Genomic DNA, 25850 nt, shown 5'->3' with positions numbered 1-25850 from the left:
ACTCAATCCTCCAAATTGCGCCCGTCGAAATTCTTTCGCGCGGTGTCGATATCGGGGAGATGTTGATGCGCCCATGCGCCGAGTTTCATGACGGGATCGCTCAGGCCTCGGCCGAGATCCGTGAGTTCATAATCCACACGGGGCGGTACCGTCGGAAATACCGTGCGCGTGACCAAGCCATCGCGTTCAAGCCCGCGCAAGGTCAGGGTCAACATCCGCTGCGAGATGCCGCCGATCATCCGCTTCAACTCGTTGAAGCGCCGCGGGCCGTCGCCGAGCAGCATGATCACCAGCACGCTCCACTTGTCGCCGACGCGCGCCAGCACCGAGGCGACGCCGCGGCAGTCGCTCTCCTGATGCGGAATAGCCGGCAAAGCAGGCACCTTTTTGTGCTCGGGTTTCAAAATTGTTCCTTCTTGTGCGGTTTCAGCCAGTCACTCATGTAGCGTCAGTTACAAACTTATACCATGAGGTGACCACATGAAACTGCTCCATATCGATTCCAGCGTACTCGGGCACAATTCCATCAGCCGGCAGGTCTCCGCCGCCGTTGTCGATCGGCTGGCCAAGGCCACACCCGGCCTCGACATCACTTACCGCGACGTGGCCTCAGCCCCGCTGGGCCACCTGTCCGGTTCCCATCTTGCCGCCGCGCAAGGTGTTCCGGCCGACGCCGCGTTGCAGCCCGACCTTGCCGCGGGCCAGGCCGTGCTCGAAGAATTCCTGGCCGCCAATGTCGTGGTCATCGGCGCGCCGATGTACAATTTCTCGATCCCGAGCCAGCTCAAGGCCTGGATTGATCGCATCGCTGTGGCGGGAAAGACATTCAAATACAGCGCCACCGGTGTGGAAGGCCTGGCCGGCGGCAAGCGCGTGATCATCGCGGTGTCGCGCGGCAACTTCTACGGCGCCGGTGCGCCGGCCGCTGCCTACGAACATGTCGAGACCTATCTGCGTAGCGTGTTCGGCTTCATCGGCGTCACCAATCTTGAGATCATTGCCGCCGATGGCGTTCAGGCTGGACCCGACCATCGCGAAAAGGCTATCGCCGCGGCACTGCAGGCGGCCACTGATTTACGCGCGGCTTAAGCCAGCACGGCCATAGCAGGCTTGAACCGGTTCGCCGGTTCAAGCGGTTTTGCTCGTCGGGAAGAGAGATCTCAGAACCACTCACCCGGCACATATTTATCGAGCAACAGAACGGTCAATGAGATCAACAGGCCGATTGCGCTAAACAGCGCGATCGTAATGAGTGGGTGACTTTCGGTACGTGTAGAGATGACCGCAGGTTCGGAGATGCGCGCGACTTTGGTCATGTGGCCTCCTGTGCGTCGCTTCAGCCCGCTTCAAATGTCTAACCGGCAGCCACAATGGTTCAGCACATCCAAACATTATCTTCAGGAGATACCGACATACCTCGAACGCGTTCGAGACACGCCGGCACTCTTGTACTGTTTGATCAGCGATCAGCCACGAAACGCCGGCGCGCCGGCTGGCGATGACGTGACGCCGCCATCGACAAAAATCTCTGCCCCCTGCACGTTCGATGAATCATCGGATGCCAGAAACAGCACCGTCTTGGCGACCTCTTCGGGCTTGCCGAAACGACCGAGCGGAATGGTCTGCGAAATCCTGGCCTCCAGCGCCACCTTGGCTTCCGGCGTCGGCGCGGTGCGATCCCAGATCGGTGTCGTCGTGCCACCGGGCGAGACCACGTTGACGCGGATATTGCGCGGCGACAGTTCGGACGCCATCACGCGGGCCATGGCGCGCACACCGGCCTTGCTGGCAGCATAGGCGGCATAGCCGGGATTGCCGAGCACCGAGATTACCGAGCCGTTGAGAATGATCGACGCGCCATCATTGAGATGCGCAACGGCTGCCTGCACGGTGAAGAATACCGCGGTGATGTTGGTCTTCAAGACGGACTCGAACACATCGAGCGCGGTGCCACCCACTGGCGTATGCGCGCTGATGCCGGCATTGGCGAACACGATGTCGAGCTTGCCGAATTTCTCGACAGCTTTGGCCACGGCATTCTCGGTGGCAGCGATGTCAGTCGCGTCGGCCACGATGCCGATCGCATTCGGGCCGAGTTCGGCCACCGCCGCGTCCAGCTTGGCCTTGTCGCGGCCGGTGATGGCGACCTTGGCGCCCTCCGCGACGAAGAGCCTGGCCGTAGTCAGTCCGATGCCGCTGTTACCGCCCGTAATGAGCGCCGTCTTGTTCGCCAAACGCATGATGATCTCCTGATGATCAAGTGGTTGCTTTTTAAAACCACATGGACATCTAGAGTAAATGGTTTCATAATGCAACCACTCGACCAGTCGATCGCAAGATTTTCTTTTTTCCGCCGCTGGAAAGTCGCATGGCCAAACGCACCAGTCTCAAGGACTCCACCTGCCCGGTCGCCCGCTCCGTGGAGGTGATCGGCGACTGCTGGACGATGATGATCATCCGCGACGCCATGCTGGGGGCACGGCGCTTCGGCGAGTTCCAGAAGAGTCTCGGACTGGCGAAAAACATTCTCGCCGTCAGGCTGAAAGCCCTCGTGGAGGACGGCATCCTGAAACTAGAGCCGGCAGCCGACGGCAGCGCCTATCAGGACTATGTCCTGACCGCGAAAGGCCAGGCGGTCCATCCAATCATGGTGGCGCTGCGTCAATGGGGAGAGGACTATGCTTTCAAACCTGGCGAACCGACGACCATCATGGTCGATCGCAAGACCGGCAAGCAGATCAAGAAGCTGGAACTACATGCGGCCGACGGCACGTTGCTCGGCTATGGCGACACCACGATTGTGCCCTCAACTGCCTGAGGGCTTGCGCAGGCCCCTCAGCCGCAAAACCTCCTCGGTTTCCAGATGCACCATGTCCAAGAGGTAAGCGAGCATGTCGTGATGATGGCGGCGCGCCATGCGCGACAGATCGCGGACCGCACTCTTTATATAAAGAGCCGCCTCCTCGGGTCCGCCATCGCCCTGCGCCTGATCGTCCGGAATGGGCGGTGTCATAGGCATTCCCTACCCGGGCAGTCCGGGCGAAATCAGCACCAACGAAGCATCAAATCATACCCTTAATAGTTGTATTTTACAACCCTTGGTAATTGGTTGGGAACCAACAGACGCGGCCATCAACAACTCACGATTTGACACGGGCCCCCTTCGCACCCATGTTCGCCGCGAAACGGCTGGCGCGACTCTCGCAGACCCAAGCCGGATTCCCCCTTTAAGTTATTGGAATCACATGAATCTCGTCATTGTCGAGTCGCCTTCCAAGGCCAAGACGATCAACAAGTATCTGGGCAAGGACTATGAGGTCCTGGCGTCGTTCGGCCATGTCCGCGACCTCCCCGCCAAGAACGGATCGGTCGATCCCGACGCCAATTTCCAGATGATCTGGGAGATCGACCCCAAGGCCAACAGCCGGCTCAACGACATAGCCAAGGCCGTCAAAGGCGCCGACAAGCTCATTCTCGCGACCGACCCTGACCGCGAAGGCGAAGCGATCTCGTGGCACGTGCTCGAAGTCCTCAAGCAGAAGCGCGCCCTGAAGGACCAGAAGATCGAGCGCGTGGTGTTCAACGCGATCACCAAGCAGGCCGTCACCGACGCGATGAAGAACCCGCGCGAGATCGATGGCGCGCTGGTCGACGCGTATATGGCGCGCCGCGCGCTCGATTATCTGGTGGGCTTTACGCTTTCTCCGGTGCTGTGGCGCAAGCTGCCCGGCGCCCGCTCCGCAGGCCGCGTGCAGTCGGTCGCATTGCGTCTGGTCTGCGACCGCGAGCAGGAAATCGAGAAGTTCGTCCCCCGCGAATACTGGTCGCTGGTGACCACACTGGCGACACCGCGCGGCGAAAGCTTCGAAGCGCGCCTGGTCGGCGCCGACGGCAAGAAGATCCAGCGTCTGGATATCGGCACCGGTGCCGAAGCCGAAGATTTCAAGAAGGCCATCGAGGCCGCGAATTTCACTGTCTCCACTGTCGATGCGAAGCCGGCGCGCCGCAATCCGCAGGCGCCGTTCACGACATCGACGCTGCAGCAGGAAGCCAGCCGTAAACTGGGTTTTGCGCCGGCGCATACGATGCGCATCGCGCAACGCCTCTATGAAGGCATCGATATCGGCGGCGAGACCACCGGTCTCATCACCTATATGCGAACCGACGGCGTGACGATCGACGGTTCCGCGATCACGCAGGCTCGCGAAGTGATCGGCGAGGACTACGGCAAGCAATATGTCCCGGAGGCCGCGCGCCAATATACGAGCAAGGCCAAGAACGCCCAGGAAGCGCATGAAGCCATTCGTCCCACCGACATGTCGCGTCGCCCGGCTAGCCTGAAGGCGCGGCTCGATAGCGATCAATTCCGTCTCTATGAACTCGTCTGGATGCGCACGGTCGCCAGCCAGATGGAATCCGCCGAGATGGAGCGCACCACCGTCGACATCGCTGCGAAGGCAGGATCGCGCGTGCTGGAACTGCGCGCCACCGGTCAGGTCGTGAAGTTCGATGGTTTTCTCGCGGTCTATCAGGAAGGCAAGGACGACGACGCCGACGACGAGGATTCACGCCGCCTGCCCGCCATGAGCGAAGGCGAAGCGCTGAAGAAAGAGAACCTCGCGGTCACCCAGCATTTCACCGAACCGCCGCCGCGCTTCTCGGAAGCATCTCTGGTCAAGCGGATGGAAGAGCTCGGCATCGGCCGTCCCTCGACCTATGCATCGATCCTGGATGTTCTGAAGGCGCGCGGCTATGTGCGCCTCGAGAAGAAGCGCCTCTATGGCGAGGACAAGGGCCGCGTCGTGGTCGCGTTCCTCGAAAATTTCTTTGCCAAATATGTGGAGTATGACTTCACGGCGTCGCTCGAGGAAAACCTCGACAAGATCTCCAACAACGAGATCTCCTGGCAGCAGGTGCTGCGCGACTTCTGGACCGGCTTCATCGCCGCCGTCGACGAGATCAAGGATCTGCGCGTGGCGCAGGTGCTCGACGCGCTCGACGAAATGCTCGGTCCGCACATCTACGCGCCGCGCGAAGATGGCGGCGATCCCCGCCAGTGCCCGACCTGCGGCACCGGCAAGCTCAACCTCAAGGCCGGAAAGTTCGGCGCCTTTGTCGGCTGCACCAACTATCCGGAATGCCGCTACACGCGTCCGCTCGCAGCGGACTCTGGCGCCAATGCCGATCGCGTGCTCGGCCCCGATCCGGTGTCGGGTCTGGAAGTTGCCGTGAAAGCTGGACGTTTCGGGCCTTACATCCAGCTCGGCGACGCCAAGGACTACGCGGAAGGCGAGAAGCCGAAGCGTGCGGGCATTCCGAAGAATACATCGCCCAGCGATGTCGAACTAGACATGGCGCTGAAGCTTCTCTCGCTGCCGCGCGAAATCGGCAAGCATCCGGAAACCGGCGAGCCGATCACCGCGGGCCTCGGCCGTTTCGGGCCATTCGTGAAGCATGAGAAGACTTATGCCAGCCTCGAGGCCGGCGACGAGGTGTTCGATATCGGCCTCAACCGCGCGGTCACGCTGATCGCCGAGAAGATTCTAAAGGGCCCGAGCGGCCGTCGTTTCGGCGCCGATCCTGGCAAACCGCTCGGCGACCACCCGACCCTCGGCGGCGTTGCCGTGAAGGGCGGACGCTACGGCGCCTATGTCACCGCGGGCGGCGTCAATGCGACGATCCCGAGCGACAAGACGCAAGAGACCATCACGCTCGAAGAAGCCATCGCGCTGATCGACGAGCGCGTGGCCAAGGGCGGCATCAAGCCGAAGCGCGGCGCCAAGAAAGCACCGGCAAAGAAGGCTGTCACCAAGAAGGCTGACGCAGCCGAGAAGAAGCCGGCGGCAAAGAAGGCTGTTGCGAAGAAAGCGGCAGCTAAACCCAATGTTGCTAAACCCAAGGCTGAAACGGCTGCCGCCAGCAAGGCGCGCGCGCCCGTGAAGGCGAAAAAGACGGCAGCCAAGAAGGCTGTGAAAACTGCCGCGAAGAAGAGCGCAGGCTAGAACGGACAACTGTGAACAAGAAACGCGACAGCAGCTTTCCAACCAGGGATGCCATCGTCGCGTTTGTTCGCGCGTATCCCGGCAAGATCGGCACCCGCGAGATCGCGCGTGAATTCGGACTGAAGAATGCCGCCCGTGTCGAGCTCAAGCGCATGTTGCGCGAACTCACCGACGAAGGCGCCATCGCCAAAAAGGGCCGTTCGGTACACGAGCCCGCGACGCTGCCGCCGACGGTACTCGTCGATATCGCCACGCGCGACGCCGATGGCGAATTGATCGCAGTACCCACCGAATGGGACGAAGCAACCCAGGGTGCCACGCCGAAAATTCGCATCCATGTACCGCGCCGTCCCCTGCCCGGCACCGCCGCCGGTGTCGGTGACCGCGCGCTGCTACGCATCGAGAAGATCGAGAACGAGGGCGAATTAGCCAGCTATCAGGGCCGCGTCGTGCGGGTGCTCGAAAGTGCGCGCACGCGCTTGCTCGGCATCTATCGCGCGCTGCCGAATGGCGGCGGACGGCTGATCCCGGTCGACAAGAAACAGGCAGGCCGCGAACTCAACATTGCCGCGTCAGACGCCAACGGCGCCGAGGACGGCGATCTCGTCAGCGTCGATCTCATTCGCACCCGTGGCTACGGCCTCGGCTCCGGCAAGGTGAAGGAGCGGCTTGGCTCGCTCGCCTCGGAGAAAGCCGTCAGCCTGATCGCGATCCACTCGCACGACATTCCTCAGGCGTTCTCGCGCGACGCGCTGAAGGAAGCCGAAGCCGCGAAGCCTGCGACATTGCAGGGGCGTGAAGACTGGCGCGACGTGCCGCTGGTCACCATCGATCCACCGGATGCGAAGGATCACGACGACGCCGTTTATGCGGAGCTCGATCCCGATCCGAACAACGCGGGCGGCTACATCGTCACCGTCGCCATCGCCGACGTCGCCTTCTATGTGCGTCCCAACTCGGCGCTCGATCGCGACGCGCTGACGCGCGGCAACTCCGTCTATTTCCCCGATCGCGTCGTACCGATGCTGCCGGAGCGTATCTCCAACGACCTGTGTTCGCTGGTGCCGGGCGAACCGCGCGGCGCATTGGCCGTGCGGATGGTGATCGGTGCCGATGGTCGCAAGAAGTCGCATACGTTTCACCGCATCCTGATGCGCTCGGCGGCCAAGCTGAACTATGCGCAGGCGCAGTCCGCCATCGACGGCAATCCCGACGATACCACCGGCCCGCTGCTCGAGCCGATTCTCAAGCCGCTCTATGCGGCCTATGCGCAAGTAAAGCTGGCGCGCGACGAGCGTGACCCGCTCGATCTCGACATTCCCGAACGAAAAATCCTGCTCAAGAAGGACGGCACCGTCGATCGCGTCATCGTCCCACAGCGGCTCGACGCCCATAAGCTCATCGAAGAGTTCATGATCCTGGCCAACGTCGCCGCAGCCGAGATGCTTGAAAAGAAGGGTCTGCCGCTTATCTATCGGGTACATGATGAGCCTTCGGTGGAGAAGGTTCACAACTTGCAGGAATTCCTCAAGACCCTCGACATGCCGTTCGCCAAAGCGGGCGTGCTGCGGCCATCGGTATTCAACCGGGTGCTGTCACAGGTCAAAGGTCAGGATTCCGAACCGCTGGTGAATGAAGTGGTTTTGCGCTCGCAAGCCCAGGCGGAATATGCCGCCGAGAATTACGGACATTTCGGTCTGAACCTGCGGCGCTACGCGCATTTTACCTCACCTATCAGGCGATACGCAGATCTGATCGTGCATCGCGCGCTGATCCGTGCGCTCGGGCTCGGCGAAGGGGCACTGCCCGAGACCGAAACCGTGGAAACGCTGAGCGAAATCTCGGCGCAGATTTCGGCCACCGAACGCCGGGCCATGAAGGCCGAGCGTGAGACCTCCGACCGGCTGATTGCGCATTTTCTGGCCGACAAGATCGGCGCCACCTTCCGGGGCCGGATCTCCGGCGTCACCAGGGCTGGACTCTTTGTCCGATTGACCGAGACCGGCGCCGATGGCCTGATCCCGATCCGCACGTTGGGCACCGAATACTTCAACTATGACGAAGCTCGCCACGCCCTCGTCGGTACACGCAGTGGTGCCATGCATCGGTTGGGCGACGTCGTCGATGTCCGTCTGGTCGAAGCCGCCCCCGTTGCAGGTGCCTTGCGGTTCGAAATGCTCTCCGAGGGCAATACCGCCCAACGGAACCGCCGACGCGAACATGCCCGCAGCAACGACGCTGCAGACCGGCCGCGTCATCCGGGTGCCAAACCTTCTGGTGTGACGAAGTTCAAATCGTCGAAGAAGCTCAAGGCACCCAAGAAAGCCAAACCCGGTCGCAATGCCCGGCAGGCTGCCAAAGCTGACAAGGCTCGCGCCGGTGGTAACCCCGGCAAGCCGAAAAAGGGGTAACGTCATGATGACATTGACCACACCGAAGATCTGGAGCGCGACGCTGGATTCCTCCGCCAAACGCAATGTGTGGACCGCGATGAAGCGCGGCTTCGCCTGCCGTTGCCCGAACTGCGGCGAAGGCAAGATGTTTCGCGCCTTCCTGAAAACCGCAGATCACTGCGACAAGTGCGGACAGGATTTCTCCGCGCACCGCGCCGACGATCTCCCAGCCTATCTGGTGATCGTGATCGTCGGTCACATCGTCGTGCCGATCGCGCTGTGGATCGAGACCAACTACTCGCCATCCGTCGCACTGCAACTTGCGATCTACCTGCCGATCACACTGGTCGCATCGCTGTTGTTGCTGCAACCGGTCAAGGGCGCCGTGGTCGGATTACAGTGGGCATTCCGCATGCACGGATTTGGCGACGGCGCGGCTGACTGATACGTTCTCCGTCCCCTTGAACAGCACGTAATAAGAAGAATTTCAGGAGACGGAATGAGCGACGCAGTCGAGATCGGCAAGGAAGCCGACCACCATCCCTATAAGCGTCCGCGCGACGCTGCGACCCTGATGCTGGTCGATCGCTCCGGTCCGATTCCGAAAGTGCTTGTCGGCAAGCGCCACGACAAGGTCGTGTTCATGCCCGGCAAGTTTGTCTTCCCCGGCGGTAGCGTCGACAAGACCGACAACAAGATTCCGGTGGCTGCACCTTTGCCGCCGGAGCTTGAAGCCAACCTGATGAAGGGCAGCCCGAAGACGCCGCCGTCACGCGCGCGTTCGCTCGCTGTCGCCGCGATCCGCGAAGCCTGCGAAGAAACCGGCCTCTGCCTCGGCCGCAAGATTGGTGGCACGACCAGGAAGCTCCCCGGCGTATGGGAAGCTTTTAGCGATGCACGCCTCCTGCCCGATCCCTCAGGTCTGTTTCTGATTGCCCGCGCCATCACACCACCCGGCCGCATCAAGCGTTTCGATACGCGCTTCTTCACGGCGGATGCATCCGCCATCGCGCATCGCGTTGAGGGCGTCGTCCATGCGGATGCCGAACTCGTGGAACTGGTCTGGGTCGAACTCGGCTCCGCACATTTAGCGGATGCGCATGCGATGACGAAGAACGTGCTCAATCAGTTGCAGCAGCGCCTTGCCACCGGCCCGCTGCGTCACGACGCACCGCTGCCCTTCTTCCATTGGTATAGCGGCAAGATGCAACTCGACATGCTGCCGGGAGATGCCTGAGAAAATCAGGCAATCCGGTCACGATTGTTCGGCTTATTTTAGCTGTTTCCTTAGCGGGATAGTTGGTGCAACGCAGTAATAGCTACCCACTTTCTCGCTCACAGGAATTCCCAGTTATGGGACAGATGGATTGGACGTCGGAGGCCGAGCCTTCGACATTTACACGCACGTCACTGGAATATCGTCGCAAGGCATCGGCACTCAGCCAGCGTGCAAGCATGGAAAATGATCCGCGCAAAGTTCGCGCATTGCTACAACTCGCCATCTCGTGGATTCAGGTTGCTGAAAATGAAGAACTGATGGCAAGCGAGTATCGCACCACGTCCCACATGTACCCGCTCTGATACGAGAAGACGCCGCACCCGCGGCGCCTTCTCACTTCATAAAAGCGATCGTCAGATCTGCGCCAGACCACCATCGACGAACAGTTCTGCACCGGCGACGAAGCTGGAGTCGTCCGATGCCAGAAACAACACGGCCTTCGCGACTTCGTCCGCGGTGCCGAGGCGACCGAGCGGCACCAGCGTCTTCAGAAATCCCTTCACGTCATCATTGGCGAATGTATCGAGACCGGGCGTCTGGATCGGTCCGGGGCTGACGACATTGACGCGGATCCTGCGAGCCTTGAGATCGGCAGTCCAGCTACGTGCAAAGGACCGGATCGCCGCCTTGGTCGCATTGTAGACGCTGAACGACTCCATGCCCTTCGATCCCGACACTGAGCCGGTGAGAACCACCGAGGCGCCATCGGAGAGCAGCGGCAATGCCTGCTGCACCGTGAACAGCACGCCCTTCACATTGATGTCGAACATCTTGTCATAGACGTCTTCGGTGATCTGACCGAACGGGCTGAATTCGTAGCCGCCAGCATTGGCGAACAACACGTCGATCTTGCCCTTGGCGGCCTTCACCGTATCGAACAGATGCGCGAGATCGGCGAGCTTGGCCGCGTCCGCTTGCACGCCGACGGCCTTGGGACCGAGCTGCTTCACGGCAGCGTCGAGTTCGGCCTGGCGGCGGCCGGTGATGAACACGGTGGCGCCCTCGTCGATGAAACGCTGGGCGGTGGCCAGACCGATGCCGGCGCTGCCACCGGTGACGACTGCGATTTTGCCTTCGAGTTTGCGGGTCATGATGCTCTCCATTTGACTGGGAACGGCGCATCGCCGTCCGGTGTGGAGAACATCGTCCATTCAATCATTTGCTGGTATGGGCTTGTTTGGATATTATTTATCCGTATTCTGAATGAATGATCGATACAGTCGCCCTTTTCCAGGCCTTCGTCCGCGTCGTCGAAGCGGGCTCATTCACCCGTGTGGCTGAGGAGCGGAATTCCAGCCAGCCAACGGTCAGCCGCCAGATCGCGACGCTGGAAGATCATCTCGGCACCCGCCTGTTCACCCGCACCACGCGCAAGCTGACGCTCACCGATGACGGCCGCGGCTTCTACGAACGCGCCAAACTGGCGCTGGAGGCCGTTGCCGAGGCTGAGGGTGCGGTGGGACGCCGCCGGGCCAGACCTTCAGGCACGTTACAACTGGCCCTCCCCGTGGTGTTCGGACGGCTGCGGGTGATCCCGCATCTGAAGGGCTTTCTGGCGCGCTACCCCGACGTCAGTGTCGACCTCGTGATGAGTGACGGCTTCAGCGACCTCGTGGAGGACGGCATCGATCTCGCGATCCGCTCCGGCGTCGTGACCGATCCGAACCTGATCGCCAGGAAGATCGGCGTGACACGCCGTATCCTGGTGGCCTCGCCATCCTATCTGCGCGGCAGGACACCACCGGCACATCCCATCGACCTCATCGGGCATGATTGCATCCCCTATACGCGCTTCACCGCGGGCGTGACCTGGCGCTTCGAAAGCCCGGACGGTCCGATCGCGATCGAAGCGAGCGGACCTGTACGCACCCAGAGTTCGGAAGGCATTCGCGAAGCCGTGATGTCTGGCCTCGGCATCGGGTTTGTGCCGATCTGGCATTTCACCGATGAGATCGAGACCGGCCGTCTCATTGTGCTGCTCGAAGCCTTCGAACCGAAACCGGCGCCGATCAGCGCGGTCTATCCCTCGCGCCGCTTCGTGCCGCAGAAGACCCGCGCCATGATCGACTACCTGGAAACGCAATTTGCGATGGACCCGACGGTCAATCCGAAGAAGGTGTGAGCTCCGTCCTCATGGTGAGGAGGCGCTACTTCAGCGCCGTCTCGAACCATGAGCGCCCGTCTCCATCCTTCGAGACGCGGCGAAGACGCCGCTCCTCAGGATGAGGTTCTGCGGATAATCTCCAAATCGCAATAATCTTCTCGTGAGCAGCATCTACCTCCGCGCGCCGGCGTTCCTATCTGTTCCCGACCAGCATCACGGGGAATTCCAGATGGCGAAGCGTCAGTTGAAGCTCGGGGCCTTCATGCGCCCGATCAGCATCCATACCGGCGCATGGCGCTATCCCGGCGCTCAGCCTGACGCCAACTTCAACTTTCCCTTCCTCAAGCAGATGATCCGCAAGCTCGAGGCCGGCAAGTTCGACGCCTTCTTCATGGCCGATCATCTCGCAGTGCTGAACATGCCGGTCGAGGCGCTGAAGCGCAGCCACACCGTGACCTCGTTCGAACCCTTCACGCTGCTCTCGGCGCTGGCCGCCGTCACCGACAATATCGGCCTTGTCGCCACCGGCTCCACCACCTTTGACGCGCCCTATCACGTCGCCCGCCGCTTTGCGTCGCTGGATCACATCTCGGGCGGCCGCGCCGGCTGGAATATCGTGACAACGTCGAATCCCGATGCCGCGCTGAACTTCGGCCTGGACGATCACATGGAGCATGCCGAGCGCTACAAGCGCGCACGCGAATTCTACGATGTCGTCACCGGCCTGTGGGATTCCTTCGCCGACGATGCCTTCATCCGCAATGTCGAGACTGGCATCTTCATGGATCCCGAGAAGATGCATGTGCTCGATCACAAGGGCCCGCATCTCTCGGTCCGCGGCCCGCTAAACATCGCCCGGCCCGTCCAGGGCTGGCCGGTGATCGTGCAGGCCGGCGCATCGGAAGACGGCAAGCAGCTCGCCGCCGAAACCGCGGAAGCCGTGTTCACCGGCGGTGGTCCGATCGGCGAAGCGCAAAAGCTGTATGCCGATATCAAGGGCCGCATGGCCGCGCTCGGCCGCGATCGCGATCACCTCAAGATCCTGCCCGGCGCCTTCGTGGTGGTCGGCGACAGCGTCGAGGAAGCCAAAGAGAAGCGCGCGCTGCTCGACAGCAAGGTGCATTACGCCAATGCCATCGCCTCGCTCTCGATCAATCTCGGCACCGACGCTTCGGTGTTCGATCCTGATGGTCCGCTGCCCGAGATCCCCGAGACCAATGCCAGCAAGAGCGGCCGGGAGCGCGTCATCGCCCTGGCCCGGCGCGAGAACCTGACCGTGCGTCAGCTCGCCCAGCGACTCGGCGGCTATGGCGGCTCCGCCTTCGTGGGCACGCCCCAGACCATCGCCGACCAGATGCAGGAATGGCTGGAAACCGAGGCCTCCGACGGCTTCAACATCATGTTCCCCTACCTGCCGGAAGGGCTGAACGACTTCGTCGACCGGGTGGTCCCGGAACTGCAGAAGCGCGGGATTTTCCGTACCGAATACGAAGGTAAGACCCTGCGGGAGAATTTGGGCCTCCCAAGGCCCGAAAATCGCTTCTTTCCGGCTTAAGACCCGCAAATCACCGGATTCACCGGCCCGGAAAACCTTGACTTTGGGGCGTTCGGGGCTAGGTTGCGCGCCAACACGGCCAGTTCTCTGGCTGTCACCCGATTCCCGACATTCAGAGGTTCTGCCATGGCCAAAGCGGTCACCATCAAGGTCAAGCTCGTTTCCACCGCGGACACCGGCTTCTACTACACCGCCAAGAAGAATTCGCGCACCATGACCGACAAGATGGTCAAGAAGAAGTACGACCCGGTCGCGCGCAAGCACGTCGAGTTCAAGGAAGCCAAGATCAAGTAAGCGCTGATTACAGCTGCTGACGGATTTTGAAACGGGGCCCTTTCGGGCCCCGTTTTCTTTTGACCTCTCCGCGCAACGCGAGGTTAAGTAAGAAGCCCAGCTCAATCGTTTCAATTTTAGCGATGCGCGCAGTATCGTGTTTACCCTGCCACAACTATGGCGGGCATGAAGCCTGCGATTGAAACGGTATTCACGTCATTTCGTGCGACAAGTCGGTATCATTCGACGCAATTGATTTGCATCGGGAGCGACCCTTGTCTTTCCGCGACACAGACACGACGGCTGGCCAGCTCACCTCCGCCGTGTCCATGGCAGGCATCGCCGTCCGCTACGCATTCTATTTCTTCGGAATGATCGTTTTCGGGATCATCGCCCTCGCCTTGATCTGGCAGTGGCACAACCGAACCCGGATCATCGATGACAAGCCCGCTTTCAGGATTGCAGACGGGAGTATCGCCAGACTTCCCGTGAGCACCGACATCGTTTCGCGCGCATCGAAGGCGCGGATCGACATCCTGCGCTATGGTACGCTGCAAAATCGCACGACGGACTTGGCGCTGGCGATCACATTCCCGAGCCGTGGCAGCGGAATGACGTCGCCGGGCATGGGTGTGCTGAGCAACGGCTTGCTCACTGATCTCAATTTCCGGACGCTCGCCGGGCATTTCGATCTCGAGACGCGCTACGGTCCTTACCATGCCGTTGAAATGCGCATCGAGGCCGATGGTCGCTGGAAACAGTGCCTAGCCTTCAGCTCACGCTTCGACACGAACGTGGTATTTGTCGCCGGCTGGACCTGCGATGCGACGGGCACCAAGCCCGGCGCCGATGCCCTTGCCTGCGCGCTCGACAAGCTGGTGATCGACAAGGAATTGCCGACCAAGGAAGCCGACGCCTATCTGCGGGAACGCATGACACGGCCGGCGTTCTGTTCGTCCCGGCAGGTCTCACAGACCTTCGATACGGGATCGCGCCCGATCGCACCGCCGTCGCGATGGTCGCAACCGTCGGCACGAACGCGTCTGTGATCGTAACTTAAGCGGCCGCGGCAACCACGCGGTTGCGGCCATCGTGCTTGGCGCGATACAGCGCCACGTCGGCGCGCTTGAGCACGTCACCGATGGGCTCGCCCTTCTTCTCCAGCGTCGACAACCCGATCGAGATCGTGACCTCGATGCGCTTGCTGCCCTTGTCGATGGAGAAGGGCTCGCCGGCGATCGAGCGGCGCAGACGCTCCGCCACCATGCTGGCGACGTGCATGTCGGTCTCGGGCATGACGATGACGAATTCCTCGCCGCCGTAGCGACAGGCCAGATCGATACCGCGGATCGACTTGCGAATGCGAACGGCGAATTCGCGCAACACGTCGTCACCGCAATCATGGCCGTGATTGTCATTGATCGACTTGAAGAAGTCGATGTCGAGCATCATCAGCGCCAGCGGCTTGCCGCGGGTGGCCGCCTGCTCTGCCAGCGTCTCCAGATGGCTTTCCATATAGCGCCGGTTGTGCAGCCCGGTGAGCCCGTCGGTGATCGCGGCTTCGATGGAATGCTGTACGTTGTCGCGCAGATGGTCGGTATAGCGCCGACGACGCACCTGCGTGCGGGCGCGGGCCAGCAACTCGTTCTTGTCGACCGGGCGCATCAGGTAGTCGTTGACACCGATTTCGAGACCGCGCAGCAGCCGTGGATTGTTGTCGGCATCGGCAATCGCGAGAATCGGTATCTGCCGCGTGCGCTCCAGCGAGCGTGCCTGGCTGCACAGCCGCAATCCGTCGTAATTCTCGAGGCTCAGCGAGACAATGAGCAGGTCGTAATTGCCCTCGGCCGCGTGAAACAGCGCCTCGGTCGGATTGGGTTCGACATCGACAGTGTGTTCGGCCGACAGGACCGGCGCCAGCCGCTCATAGGACGACGGACGATCGTCGACCAGCAGGATACGTCCGCCGATGCCCAGATCAGACACGGCGCTGCGCTCAGGCGCCTGCACACCGATTTCCAGCGAGGTGATAGCGCGCATGCGCAGCTCATCGGTCATCATCTTCAAACGCGTCAGCGAGCGCACGCGCGCCACCAGCACGGCATCGGCGACGGGCTTGGTAAGAAAGTCATCGGCGCCGGCTTCGAGGCCGCGCACGCGATCCGACGGCGAATCCAGCGCGGTGACCATCACCACCGGAATGAAATGAGTCTTCGGATTGGCCTTCAGGCGACGGCAGACTTCGAAGCCGTCCATGTCGGGCATCATGACGTCGAGCAGAATCAGGTCGCATTCCGAACGCGCACAGACTTCGAGCGCCTGTGCGCCGTTGGACGCGGTGATGACGTCGAAATACTCCGCCGAGAGGCGGGCCTCCAGAAGCTTTACGTTGGCGGGGATGTCATCGACGACAAGAATACGCGCTGACATAGGGAACTCCCTAACCGATGAACCGACGCACGGTTTCGATAAATTTTCCGACCGAAATGGGTTTTGACAAATAGGCTTCGCAGCCGCCTTCGCGGATACGTTCTTCGTCGCCCTTCATGGCGAAGGCTGTGACGGCGACGACCGGGATCATGCTGATCGCAGGATCCCTCTTGATCCAGCCGGTCACTTCGAGACCGGAGACCTGCGGTAGCTGAATATCCATGAGGATGAGATCGGGACGGAGCGAGCGGACAAGATCGAGCGCTTCATAGCCATTGCTCGTGCCGACAGTCTGATAGCCATGGGCTTCCAGCAGGTCACGGAAGAGCTTCATGTTGAGCTCGTTGTCCTCCACGATCAGGACGGTTTTTGCCATCCCGCCCTCCAATCCCGAACCCGAGCGTTCTTGTTTCGCGGGGCATGATTGCCCTGCGTCACCGGCACTGCGATTTCCGAAGCGAACTTCCAAATTCACTTCGGCCACCCCGCCGAAGTGCCCGTGTACCGCGCGTATCCCTGCAACTGGAATCGCCCCGGTGACTCGGGCATGATAATTCAAAATAGAGACGATAAGTTACGGAAAGGCAAACACGCGTGATGAAAAAGCCCCAACGCCACCCCCGCGAAGTCGCTGAAATCGTTGCGATTCAGGCGCTGTCCTTCGTTGCCGGGGACCCCGAGCGGTTGGGTCTGTTCCTGTCCGAGAGCGGAATCGGTCCAGAGACTCTTCGCTCGGCTGCAAAGGATCCCCAGTTCCTGGTCAGCGTGCTCGATTTCGTGCTGCGCGACGATGAGACCGTCAAAGCGTTTTCGGCGTCGTCGCAACTGGATCCCACCACCATCGCCGCTGCGCGGCAGGCGCTGGATCCCCGCGGGCAGGAATTTACGTGACCCCCTCCCCGACAGAGCTGAGCGAACCGCGCTGCTTCTGCCGGGATTGCCTTGTGGATCTGGATGTTCACGTCAAGCGCTGCGCTGCCTGCGGCTCGCCACGCCTGGTGCGACACCACGCACTGCCGTCGCTGACGCTGGCGCATATCGACTGCGATGCGTTCTATGCGACCGTCGAGAAGCGCGACAATCCCGACATCGTCGACCAGCCCGTCATTATCGGCGGCGGCAAGCGTGGCGTGGTGTCGGCGGCCTGCTACATCGCGCGTACCTATGGCGTGCGCTCGGCGATGCCGATGTTCAAGGCGCTCGATCTGTGCCCCAACGCCGTCGTGGTGCGACCGGACATGGCGAAATATGTCCGCGTCGGCCGCGAGGTCAGGACGGCCATGCAGGCCCTGACGCCACTGGTCGAGCCTCTGTCGATCGACGAAGCCTTTCTCGATCTCTCCGGCACACAGCGCGTCCACGGCATGATTCCGGCCAAGGTGCTGGCGAAATTCGCCGCCGACATCGAACGCACTGTCGGCATCACGGTTTCGGTTGGCCTGTCGGTGAACAAGTTTCTCGCCAAGATCGCGAGCGACCTCGACAAGCCACGCGGCTTCGCCACGCTCGATCAGGAAGATGCTGTGGCCATGCTGGCCGACAGGCCCGTCAGCTTCATCTACGGCGTTGGCCCGGCGACGGCCGAGAAGCTATCGCAGCGCGGCTTCCGCAAGATCAGCGACATCCAGAAGGCCGATGAGACGGACCTGATGAAACAGTTCGGCGGTGAAGGCCGCAGGCTGTGGCGCCTCGCCCGCGGCATCGACGATCGCCTCGTCGTCGCCGATCGCGGCGCCAAAACGATCTCCAATGAGACCACCTTCAACGAAGACATTCGCGACTTCGCCACGCTGGAAAAGATCCTGTGGCGCCTGTCAGAAAAGGTCTCGTCACGGCTGAAGAGCAGCGAATTGTCCGGCACCACGGTAACGCTGAAACTCAAGACCGCGGATTTCCGCCAGCGCACTCGTTCACAGTCGATCCAGTCGCCGACGCAAATGGCGGCGCGTATCTTCGATATCAGCCGCGAGATGCTGGCAAAGGAGATCGACGGCACCGCCTTCCGCCTGATCGGCACCGGCGTCAGCGCGTTGAAGCCAGGCGCTGAAGCCGGCGACGACAATATGCTCGACCGCCGGTCGTCGCATGCCGAACGCGCGATGGACGATCTCAGGAAGAAGTTCGGAAGTGCCGCTGTTATGCGCGGCATCGCCTATGATGGCCCGGAGAAGCCGCGGCAGTAGCACGCGAGCTTTAGCCGAACACGTCCTGCAGCTGCCCGTCCTTGATCACAGCAACGCCGTCCAGCGTGATTGTGGTGTTAAAGATCGGCAGATCGAAATGCCCCGCCGTGTAGCGCCCGGCGAATTCATTGGCGCCGGTGGAGAATAGGAAATTGCCGGCCACCGCGCGAATTTCCGTGCCGTTGGTGTCGCGCTGGTCGTACATCTGCAGCGCCTCGTAGCGCGCATTGGGATTCATGCCCCAACCGACATGCGAGACCGCGTAGGCTTCGCGATCGCCCCAGGCAGCGAGATAACGCTTCATCATTTCGGCGTCGGCCCCCTCCCCCGTCAGCTCGGTGACGTAATCGTCCTTGAACACCATGCGCACCGGCGACGTCAGGTAACGCTTGAAAGTCAGGTTGATGTCGCCCGCATCCATCACCACTGTGCCGTTGATGGTCTTGCTCTTCGGGAAGCTCACCACGATGCCGCCCGGCCAATGCGCCAGCGTGCCCGGCTTGTCGGTCCAGCCCCAGACACCGACGGTGGCCGCGCCTTCCATGTTGACGTCGAGATCGGTGCCCGCCTTCGAGGTCACCTTCATATGCTTCGTGCCGCGCAGCATCTTTGCCGCGGCGCGCACGCGCTTCTCGAGTGCCGAGTCCGGCACCATGCGTTCGAGCGCTTCGGGGTGTTCGTTGGAAATCACGAGAATGCGCGCGCCGGCCTTCAGGATCTCCGGTGTCTCCTTCGCATGCATCAGACCTTCGATGGTGCAATCCACCACGAAGCCGGCCTGCTGCAGCGCCGACACCACCGGGCCAAGCTGCTGGATCGCTTCGGACGCGCCGGTGGAGCGGATCGGAACGACCTGCTTGTTGCGCGGCGTCGGCACCACGACATGAAACGGCCGCGCGCCCATGCGGAGCAATGCAAGTTCAGCAATGTGAACATTCAGCGCGCGCGATTGCGTCTCGGAGAGGATGGCGGCAGTGTCGCCGGGCTTGACCGCGCAGCGTTCGAAGATCTCGCAGAATGCGTCGATCCATTTCGCCTCGATGCGATCCGCCAGCATGCCGTTTCTCCGTGTTTTAAAGCGATTATGGTTGGATGATAGGCGCCGTCATGTTATATGAAAAGGAATATTTTTAATCTTGAAGGACAGTCCGGCACTGTATTTTGGGCAGTCCCTGATGTCGCGGAGCGGCGAATTCCATGGCGTTTGACAAGACGGCGCATGACAAGGTCGCGGACGACAAGCTCCAGGGCAAAACGCAGGCGGTCAACCCCGCCACGTTTCGTCAGGCGCTGGGCCAGTTTCCGACCGGCGTTACCGTCGTCACCGCGACGACAGGCGATCATCCTGTCGGCATGACCGCCAATTCATTCTCGTCGGTGTCACTCGATCCACCATTGGTGTTGTGGAGCGTCGCGAAATCTTCGCCGAGCCACGATCCCTTCGTCGAGGCTGATGCCTTCGCCATTCACTTTCTCGGCGCCGATCATGGTGAGCTGGCGTTGCGCTTCGGCCGCCGCGGCTCTGACAAATTTGCCGACATCGCGCATGAGCCCGGCATCACCGGCGCACCACTGATCGAGGGCCTCGCACCGATCTTCGAATGCAAGACCTGGGCGCGCTATCCCGGCGGAGACCACACCATCCTGGTCGGCGAAGTCGTGCGCTTTGTCGAGCGCAATCACGATCCTCTTGTCTTCCATTCCGGACAACTCCGTCGCATCGACAAGGCACAGCCCCGCACGCCGGCCCTGGCCAGCAACAGTTTTGCACGCAGCTACCTGTCATATCTGCTGGCGCGTGCCAGCTTCAACGTGTCCAGTTCGTTCCACGGGCGACTGAAGGAATGGGACCTCACCGTGCCGGAATGGCGCGTGCTGGCCTGCCTCGCCGATGTCGAAGGTCTGTCGGTCGGCGAACTCGCCGCGATGGCGTTGATGAAGCAGCCCGGTCTCACCAAGGTGCTCGACCGCATGGAGCGCGACGAACTCTTGAAGCGCAAGAGCACGTCGAACGACCGCCGCCGCGTTACGCTCTACCTGACCGCGAAAGGCCGCGCGCGCGTCAAGCCCGTGCAGAAGGCGGCACTCGAGCACGAGGCGGAACTGCTGAAGCGCTTCAACGACGATGAGCGCGCGACCATCAAATACGCGCTGGATCTCCTGATCGACAGCGGCATGTCGGATGTGGCGAGCGAGTAACTCTGGTTTCGTGGGATGGGTAGAGCGCAGCGAAACCCATCGCTTCTCCCAATTGCCATCGATGGGTTTCGCTACATCACGCTTCGCGCAACGCCGCTCTTCCCATCCTGCGACTTGAACGAAAATGGCCGGGAAACTCCCGGCCATTGCGTCGTGCCTGCCTGGTTCGAAGCACCGTTACTTGATCGGCGCGACGATCTTGCCCTTCAGCTCGGAAACGTCGAGCTTCTTCGGCAACATGCCGGATTCGACATAAGTGTCGAGCATCTTCTGGATCGCGTCGAAGTTCGGTGCAGCGCCTGGATCCCTGGCGAAATCATTGTCCTTCAACAGGTAGGTTTCCAGCACCGGGATCGGCGCCTTCATGACTTCGTTGACGACCTTCAGCGTTTCATCGCGGTTCGCCAATGCCTTCTGCATGCCGAGCGTCAGATCGCGCACATACATCCTGGCCAGTTCCGGATTCTTCTCGATGAAGTCGGCACGGCAGGCTTCGAGAATATGCACGATGCCGTCCTGCTGCTGCGACAGCGAGAACAGCTTGCGTGTGCCGCCCTTGGCTTCCATGCGCGCCGCGAACGGCTGATTCATCACGGCGGAATCGACGCGGCCCGAACGCAGCGCTTCTTCCGAGAGCGCGAAACCGACTTCAACCAGCTTGACGTCCTTGGCCGGATCGAGGCCGGCCTGCTTCAACAGGATCGCCATCGGGCCATAGATGCCGGAGCCCAGCGTGTTGATCGACATCGTCTTCCCCTTGAGGTCGGCGATGGTCTTGATCGGCGAGTCGTCCTTTACCGCCCAATAGACCGAAAAGCTGCCCGGCTTTTCGAACACGTGCTGCGCTACGATCGAGGCCTTGAGGTTGCCGCTCTGCACGCCCTGCGCCAGTGCCAGCACCGATTGCGTGGCGCAGTCCAGCGCGCCGGCAGCGAGTGCCTGCGTCATCGGCGCGGTGCCCTGAAACTGCACCCACTCGATATTGTATTTCTTGCCGAGATCCGCGAATTCCTGCGGACGCTTCATCATCCAGTATTTGGATTCCTCGGCCGGGATGGTCCAGCCAACCTTGATGGTTTGTTGGGCAAATGCCGAGCCACTGCTCAGCAACGCTCCGAGTGCCAGAGCCGCCACAACGCCACGCTTCGATGCGATCCGCTTCATCCTGAATTCCTCTGTTTTCAGCGACCCGGCCGCAGTCAGAAACGAATGCAATTCTCTTGCCGAAGCGCTCCCCACTCACAATTGTTTCATGCTTCAAATGATCGCGCAATATGCCTCGCTATGGGCTATATTGAAGCAGACTGGTTAGGCTGCCAGCCCGGGAATTGATTCACCATGAGCAATGACTCCTTCTTCTCCGATCTCCTCTCATCCATCTCGGAACGCGGACGCACTCTGCTGCGGTTCGGTCCCGCATCTGTCGATCCCAAACAGAACGCATCGGACCTGATCGAACTCTGTGCGGAGCTGTTGTCAGGACGCGGCGAAGCGTCGGGCACGGTCCTCGCGCGTGGCGTGCTCGATCGCTACAAGAGTCTCGACGAGGCCGGTCGCCTCACCTTCTTCGAGAACCTCGCACAGAATTACGGTCCCGATCGCGACAAGCTTGAGAAGGCCATCGCGGCATGGCGCGCCAAGCCGACCGGCGACATCTCAGGCGAACTGCATTTCGCATCCGAGCCGCAACGGCAGGAACTATTTCGCCGGCTGAACCGCGCGCCGAACGCGACCAGCGAACTCGTGAAGATGCGTGAAGACCTTCTCGATCTGAAGAATGGTAACAAAGACCTCAGCGCCGTCGATCGCGACGTCGTTCATCTCTTGGCATCGTGGTTCAACAGGGGATTTCTGGTGCTGCGCAAGATCGACTGGTCCACGCCCGCCAACGTGCTCGAGAAAGTCATCAAATATGAAGCGGTGCATGAGATTCATGACTGGGACGATCTGCGTCGGCGCATCGATCCCGTGGATCGTCGCTGCTACGCGTTCTTCCACCCTGCGCTTGTCGATGAACCGCTGATCTTCGTCGAGGTCGCGCTTACCGAAACGATTCCGGGTGCCATTGCGCCGCTGCTCGCGGTCGATCGCCAGCCGGTGCCGATCGAGCGCGCGCGCACTGCGGTGTTCTATTCGATCTCCAATTGCCAGCGCGGCCTCGGCGGCATTTCCTTCGGCAATTTCCTGATCAAGCAGGTCGTCGAGGAACTGCGCCGCGAATTGCCGAAGCTCGACACTTTCGTGACGCTGTCGCCGGTACCGGGCTTCATGAAGTGGCTCAAAAAGGCCGATGACCTCAACCTGTCCAATGAGGACCAGGCGCTGGTCGACATGCTCGCCGATCCGCTATGGGTCAACGACACGGCGCTGACGGCGCAGCTCAAGCCCGTGATGGAGCAGCTCGCCGCCCACTACTTCCTGAAAGCCAAGAGCCCGCGTGGCGGCCCGATCGATTCGGTCGCCCGCTTCCATCTCGGCAACGGCGCACGGCTCGAGCGCATCGACTGGCTTGGCGATACTTCGGCCAAAGGTCTGCGCGAATCTGCCAGCGTGATGGTGAACTATCTGTATCGTCTCGACGATATCGAGAAGAACCACGAAGCCTATGCCGATCATTACGAGATCGCAGCATCGAGCGCGGTGAAGAAATTGCTGAAGAGCGAAGGCGGCGGTGGGTTGCGCTTGCTGGACAGCATGCGGCTGACGCGAGCGGAGTGAACTTGGCGTCAGCTCATCCACGCGTCGTCCCCGCCTAGTGCGCCTTCGGCGCACGCGGGGCGGGGACCCATGGCCTCCGAATCTGAAATCGGAGCGCTGTGGATGCGACAGGGCTTGAGTTTTATCGCCCGTGGTTATGGATCCCCGCCTTCGCGGGGATGACAGTTGAGCGGACGGAGCTAACGGCTCCTCCTCACCAGCCCCCTCACTTACAAGGCTTGCTGTCCTTCACATTGAACTTGCTCATCGCCCCGCCAATGACAAAGTCATTGTAGTCCAGCACCAGCGACCGCGAGACACCGTTCTCGTACAATTCGAACGACATCGCATAGACCGGCGTCTGTTCGCCGTCGTCGCCGCGCTTCGCGGACTTATCGAAATAGCTGACGGTGACCGGCCAGCGAGTTAGTTTCTTCATCGCATCTGCGCCCGTCGAGGGATCGGGCTCGCTGACCTTGCGATCGCCGGGGATGGCCTGCCCGATCACCGAGAGGGTGCTGTAGACCTTCTCGCCCGTGTCCGAGCCGTCATATACATTCAGTTCCAGCACCGACTTGCCTTCGCGTGCGGCGGCAATGATGCGGTGGATCTGCTCGGTCGGAAATACGGTGGAGCCCTCCAGCGTGAAGGTCTTCGCCACCGGCTGCTTCAGCTTGACGGTGACGTGATCGCCTTCGCGCTCCGCCATGCCGTCGATGGCACTGGCATCGCCGTCATTCATGCGGGTGTCGATCTTGAAACGGTAGCTCTTGCCGTCACCGGCTTCCCAGCTAGTGGAGCGCAGATCGCTCAGCGTGGTCTTGTCCTCGCCGCTGTTCAGCTCCGAGACCTGACGGAAATCCGACGTGTAGCCTTCGCAGGCACTGCCGGTAAAATTATAGAGAATGCGGCCGCTGGCGCTGTTCACGCTGGCATTGCCCCGCGACTTCAGCAGCTTCAGCTCATAGAGCGCCTGATGCGCCACGAACGGCGTGCCCGCAGCGGGCGGAGCCGCGAATGCCGACACCGGCGCCGCGAAGGCTGCCATGGTCAGCGCCAGCGAGGCAGCCTGGAAGCGCGAAACGGAGGATATGCGGCGCATGGGATTTCCCTGGATTCTGGAACTACAACAATAAAGAGCGCCCTATTGCGTCGCAACTACGGCCGCGCCGGATTCGCACTGCGCAAATGCCATATTCTGCGGCAAATCTTGCCAGAACCGCACTATTGCAGGGCAGGCGGGTGTCGCCGGATCGTCACTTGCATGGCAACGCGGTATGGGTGAAACAGAGAGCGCCTGAACCCTTTGGGGACTTTTGTTCGGGCACATCATCAATTGTTTGGGGAATCACGATGGCAGGAACGGTCGAGCAGAAACTTGCGGATCTGGGGGTCAAGCTTCACGAGCCGGTGAGCCCGGTGGCGAACTATGTCGGCTTCGTCCGCACGGGCAATCTGCTGTTCGTCTCCGGCCAGATCTGCATGGGCGCCGACGGCCAGCTGATCGCCAAGGGCAAGCTCGGCGCTGGCGTCACGCTCGAACAGGGCGTCAATGCCGCGCGCGGCTGCGCGATCAACATCCTGGCCCAGGTCAAGGCAGCGCTCGGCGATCTCGACAAGGTGGCCCGCGTCGTCCGCCTCGGCGGCTTCGTCAATTCGACGCCGGATTTCATCGACGCGCCGAAGATCATCAATGGCGCATCGGACCTGATGGTCGCCGCCTTCGGCGACAAGGGTCGTCATTCCCGCGCCGCTGTCGGCGTCGCCTCGCTGCCCGCCGATTGCGCGGTCGAGGTCGACGCGGTGTTCGAAGTCATCTAGCTTTTCGTTTTGACGCGTTTTCTTCACGCGAACCGGTATCCACTTCGCTTGAAAACGCTCTGATGCAGGACAATCCCGATGCGCGCTCCTGACTGGCTCATCGCCCGGCCGGTCGCGCATCGTGGCCTGCATGATCGCGCTCGCGGCATCATCGAGAACATGCCCGGCGCCATGCACGCCGCCATATCTGGCAATTTCAGCATCGAGACCGATGTGCAGCTCACCGCCGACGGCGAGGCAATGGTGCATCACGACGATGAGTTGGGACGCCTGACCGAGGGCGCCGGCCCCCTGCTCGCGAAGACCTCCGCCGAACTCAAGCAGGTCAATTTCAAGAACACGCCAGAGCGCATGATGTCGCTCGGCGATCTGCTCGCTCTGATCGACGGCCGCGTCGGGCTCGTGATCGAGATCAAGAGCCACTTCGATGGCGACCGCAAACTCGTCACCCGCGTCGCCGAGATTCTCAAAACCTATCGCGGTCCTGTTGCCTGGATGTCGTTCGATCCCGATCAGGTTCTCGCGATGCGCAAAATCGCACCCGAAATGCCGCGCGGCATCACCGCCCAGCGCACCTATGACGACGGCGAGTGGCTGACGCTGACGCAGGCCCAGCGCGACGGCATGCGCCATCTCCGCCACGCCTTCCGCACCCGGCCGCATTTCGTCTCCTATTGGGTAAAGGAACTGCCCGCCCCGGCGCCGTGGATCGCCCGCAACATCTTTGGCTGCGCGCTCCTGACCTGGACCGTTCGGACGCCGGAACAGCGCGCCATCACCGCCCGCTATGCCGACCAGATGACGTTCGAAGGCTTCGTGCCGTAATCTGAAGGCCTTGCAGCCGGGACTTGAACTGTCCGGCGCGATGCACAATCTTAGCAGCGGTCACCGCGACGGTTGATCGCATATGACCG

The 25850-nt window shown here is 61.4% G+C and carries 27 protein-coding genes; 17 read left to right on the top strand and 10 right to left on the bottom strand.

Going from position 1 to position 25850, the window contains the following annotated elements:
• Positions 1–2: 2 nt before the first annotated feature.
• A complete protein-coding gene (locus tag CIW50_RS15995; protein ID WP_246664294.1) occupies positions 3–383 on the bottom strand; it encodes a winged helix-turn-helix transcriptional regulator in 381 nt (126 codons plus the stop codon).
• Between the two features lie 97 nt (positions 384–480).
• Between CIW50_RS15995 and CIW50_RS15990 the strand changes: the two genes are divergently transcribed.
• Positions 481–1089 (top strand): FMN-dependent NADH-azoreductase, encoded by a 609-nt coding sequence (locus CIW50_RS15990; RefSeq protein ID WP_149532214.1) that lies wholly within the window; start codon positions 481–483, stop codon positions 1087–1089.
• 71 nt (positions 1090–1160) lie between these two features.
• Here CIW50_RS15990 and CIW50_RS29075 read toward each other — a convergent pair whose 3' ends face one another.
• The gene (locus CIW50_RS29075; RefSeq protein ID WP_172980346.1) at positions 1161–1316 is read right to left on the bottom strand and encodes a hypothetical protein; all 156 of its coding nucleotides are present in this window, start codon (positions 1314–1316) and stop codon (positions 1161–1163) included.
• A gap of 150 nt (positions 1317–1466) precedes the next feature.
• The gene (locus CIW50_RS15985; protein ID WP_149532213.1) at positions 1467–2240 is read right to left on the bottom strand and encodes an SDR family oxidoreductase; all 774 of its coding nucleotides are present in this window, start codon (positions 2238–2240) and stop codon (positions 1467–1469) included.
• A gap of 128 nt (positions 2241–2368) precedes the next feature.
• On the opposite strand from CIW50_RS15985, the gene CIW50_RS15980 reads away from it, so the two are divergent.
• Positions 2369–2818 (top strand): winged helix-turn-helix transcriptional regulator, encoded by a 450-nt coding sequence (locus CIW50_RS15980; RefSeq protein WP_149532212.1) that lies wholly within the window; start codon positions 2369–2371, stop codon positions 2816–2818.
• Here the strand turns inward: CIW50_RS15980 and CIW50_RS15975 are convergent.
• Positions 2807–3013, bottom strand: coding sequence for a hypothetical protein (locus CIW50_RS15975; protein ID WP_246664293.1), 207 nt, complete (start codon positions 3011–3013; stop codon positions 2807–2809). The two genes, CIW50_RS15980 and CIW50_RS15975, sit on opposite strands and share 12 nt — an antisense overlap.
• A 232-nt stretch (positions 3014–3245) precedes the next feature.
• On the opposite strand from CIW50_RS15975, the gene topA reads away from it, so the two are divergent.
• From topA to CIW50_RS15950, 5 genes are all read left to right on the top strand, one after another.
• Positions 3246–6002: a type I DNA topoisomerase gene (gene topA / locus CIW50_RS15970; protein ID WP_149532210.1), complete on the top strand. Its 2757-nt coding sequence runs from the start codon at positions 3246–3248 to the stop codon at positions 6000–6002.
• Positions 6003–6013: 11 nt separating this feature from the next.
• On the top strand, positions 6014–8413 hold the full coding sequence (rnr, locus tag CIW50_RS15965) for a ribonuclease R (RefSeq protein WP_149532209.1): 2400 nt from the start codon (positions 6014–6016) through the stop codon (positions 8411–8413).
• 4 nt (positions 8414–8417) lie between these two features.
• Positions 8418–8840: a DUF983 domain-containing protein gene (locus tag CIW50_RS15960; RefSeq protein ID WP_149532208.1), complete on the top strand. Its 423-nt coding sequence runs from the start codon at positions 8418–8420 to the stop codon at positions 8838–8840.
• 54 nt (positions 8841–8894) lie between these two features.
• Complete coding sequence (locus CIW50_RS15955) at positions 8895–9632, top strand: NUDIX hydrolase (RefSeq protein WP_149532207.1); 738 nt, start codon at positions 8895–8897, stop codon at positions 9630–9632.
• A gap of 116 nt (positions 9633–9748) precedes the next feature.
• Positions 9749–9976: a hypothetical protein gene (locus tag CIW50_RS15950; RefSeq protein ID WP_149532206.1), complete on the top strand. Its 228-nt coding sequence runs from the start codon at positions 9749–9751 to the stop codon at positions 9974–9976.
• A gap of 51 nt (positions 9977–10027) precedes the next feature.
• On the opposite strand, the gene CIW50_RS15945 is transcribed toward CIW50_RS15950, so the two are convergent.
• On the bottom strand, positions 10028–10765 hold the full coding sequence (locus CIW50_RS15945) for an SDR family oxidoreductase (protein ID WP_149532205.1): 738 nt from the start codon (positions 10763–10765) through the stop codon (positions 10028–10030).
• Between the two features lie 116 nt (positions 10766–10881).
• Between CIW50_RS15945 and CIW50_RS15940 the strand changes: the two genes are divergently transcribed.
• The 4 genes from CIW50_RS15940 to CIW50_RS15925 all read left to right on the top strand — a co-directional run bounded on the left by CIW50_RS15940 (position 10882) and on the right by CIW50_RS15925 (position 14655).
• Positions 10882–11796, top strand: coding sequence for a LysR family transcriptional regulator (locus CIW50_RS15940; protein ID WP_149532204.1), 915 nt, complete (start codon positions 10882–10884; stop codon positions 11794–11796).
• A gap of 211 nt (positions 11797–12007) precedes the next feature.
• Positions 12008–13333 (top strand): LLM class flavin-dependent oxidoreductase, encoded by a 1326-nt coding sequence (locus CIW50_RS15935; protein WP_149532203.1) that lies wholly within the window; start codon positions 12008–12010, stop codon positions 13331–13333.
• A gap of 126 nt (positions 13334–13459) precedes the next feature.
• Entirely contained in the window at positions 13460–13627 is a 168-nt protein-coding gene (rpmG, locus tag CIW50_RS15930; protein WP_068732385.1) for a 50S ribosomal protein L33, read from the top strand.
• Positions 13628–13881: 254 nt separating this feature from the next.
• Positions 13882–14655, top strand: coding sequence for a hypothetical protein (locus tag CIW50_RS15925; protein WP_149532202.1), 774 nt, complete (start codon positions 13882–13884; stop codon positions 14653–14655).
• 7 nt (positions 14656–14662) lie between these two features.
• Here the strand turns inward: CIW50_RS15925 and CIW50_RS15920 are convergent, their stop codons facing one another.
• Together CIW50_RS15920 and CIW50_RS15915 are read right to left on the bottom strand one after the other, a co-directional pair.
• On the bottom strand, positions 14663–16036 hold the full coding sequence (locus tag CIW50_RS15920) for a PleD family two-component system response regulator (RefSeq protein WP_149532201.1): 1374 nt from the start codon (positions 16034–16036) through the stop codon (positions 14663–14665).
• Positions 16037–16046: 10 nt separating this feature from the next.
• Positions 16047–16412, bottom strand: a complete 366-nt coding sequence (locus tag CIW50_RS15915) for a response regulator (RefSeq protein WP_149532200.1) — start codon at positions 16410–16412, stop codon at positions 16047–16049.
• Positions 16413–16633: 221 nt separating this feature from the next.
• Between CIW50_RS15915 and CIW50_RS15910 the strand changes: the two genes are divergently transcribed.
• Together CIW50_RS15910 and CIW50_RS15905 are read left to right on the top strand one after the other, a co-directional pair.
• Positions 16634–16927 carry a DUF3572 domain-containing protein gene (locus tag CIW50_RS15910; RefSeq protein ID WP_149532199.1) on the top strand — a complete coding sequence of 98 codons (294 nt, stop codon included), beginning with the start codon at positions 16634–16636 and terminating at the stop codon, positions 16925–16927.
• Positions 16918–18219 carry a DNA polymerase IV gene (locus CIW50_RS15905; RefSeq protein WP_172980365.1) on the top strand — a complete coding sequence of 434 codons (1302 nt, stop codon included), beginning with the start codon at positions 16918–16920 and terminating at the stop codon, positions 18217–18219. Before CIW50_RS15910 ends, CIW50_RS15905 begins: the two co-directional genes overlap by 10 nt.
• Before the next feature lie 10 nt (positions 18220–18229).
• Here CIW50_RS15905 and CIW50_RS15900 read toward each other — a convergent pair whose 3' ends face one another.
• Entirely contained in the window at positions 18230–19276 is a 1047-nt protein-coding gene (locus tag CIW50_RS15900; RefSeq protein ID WP_149532197.1) for a 2,5-dihydroxypyridine 5,6-dioxygenase NicX family protein, read from the bottom strand.
• A gap of 140 nt (positions 19277–19416) precedes the next feature.
• Here CIW50_RS15900 and CIW50_RS15895 point away from each other — a divergent pair, with 140 nt between their 5' ends.
• Positions 19417–20418, top strand: a complete 1002-nt coding sequence (locus tag CIW50_RS15895) for a flavin reductase (protein WP_149532196.1) — start codon at positions 19417–19419, stop codon at positions 20416–20418.
• A gap of 177 nt (positions 20419–20595) precedes the next feature.
• Here the strand turns inward: CIW50_RS15895 and CIW50_RS15890 are convergent, their stop codons facing one another.
• Positions 20596–21582, bottom strand: a complete 987-nt coding sequence (locus CIW50_RS15890; RefSeq protein ID WP_116662079.1) for an ABC transporter substrate-binding protein — start codon at positions 21580–21582, stop codon at positions 20596–20598.
• 174 nt (positions 21583–21756) lie between these two features.
• Between CIW50_RS15890 and CIW50_RS15885 the strand changes: the two genes are divergently transcribed.
• Positions 21757–23136 (top strand): malonyl-CoA decarboxylase, encoded by a 1380-nt coding sequence (locus CIW50_RS15885; RefSeq protein ID WP_149532195.1) that lies wholly within the window; start codon positions 21757–21759, stop codon positions 23134–23136.
• A 205-nt stretch (positions 23137–23341) separates the two neighbouring features.
• Here the strand turns inward: CIW50_RS15885 and CIW50_RS15880 are convergent, their stop codons facing one another.
• Entirely contained in the window at positions 23342–24217 is an 876-nt protein-coding gene (locus CIW50_RS15880) for a cell envelope integrity EipB family protein (RefSeq protein WP_149532194.1), read from the bottom strand.
• A gap of 251 nt (positions 24218–24468) precedes the next feature.
• On the opposite strand from CIW50_RS15880, the gene CIW50_RS15875 reads away from it, so the two are divergent.
• Complete coding sequence (locus CIW50_RS15875; RefSeq protein WP_092144382.1) at positions 24469–24936, top strand: RidA family protein; 468 nt, start codon at positions 24469–24471, stop codon at positions 24934–24936.
• Between the two features lie 78 nt (positions 24937–25014).
• Positions 25015–25761, top strand: a complete 747-nt coding sequence (locus tag CIW50_RS15870; protein ID WP_149532193.1) for a glycerophosphodiester phosphodiesterase — start codon at positions 25015–25017, stop codon at positions 25759–25761.
• The last annotated feature ends 89 nt before the right edge of the window (positions 25762–25850 follow it).

It is taken from the genome of Tardiphaga sp. P9-11 (assembly GCF_008329525.1).
Classification (GTDB): domain Bacteria; phylum Pseudomonadota; class Alphaproteobacteria; order Rhizobiales; family Xanthobacteraceae; genus Tardiphaga.
The sequence above is the reverse complement of the archived record's forward strand: the minus strand, read 5'-3'. Positions and strand labels throughout refer to the sequence as shown.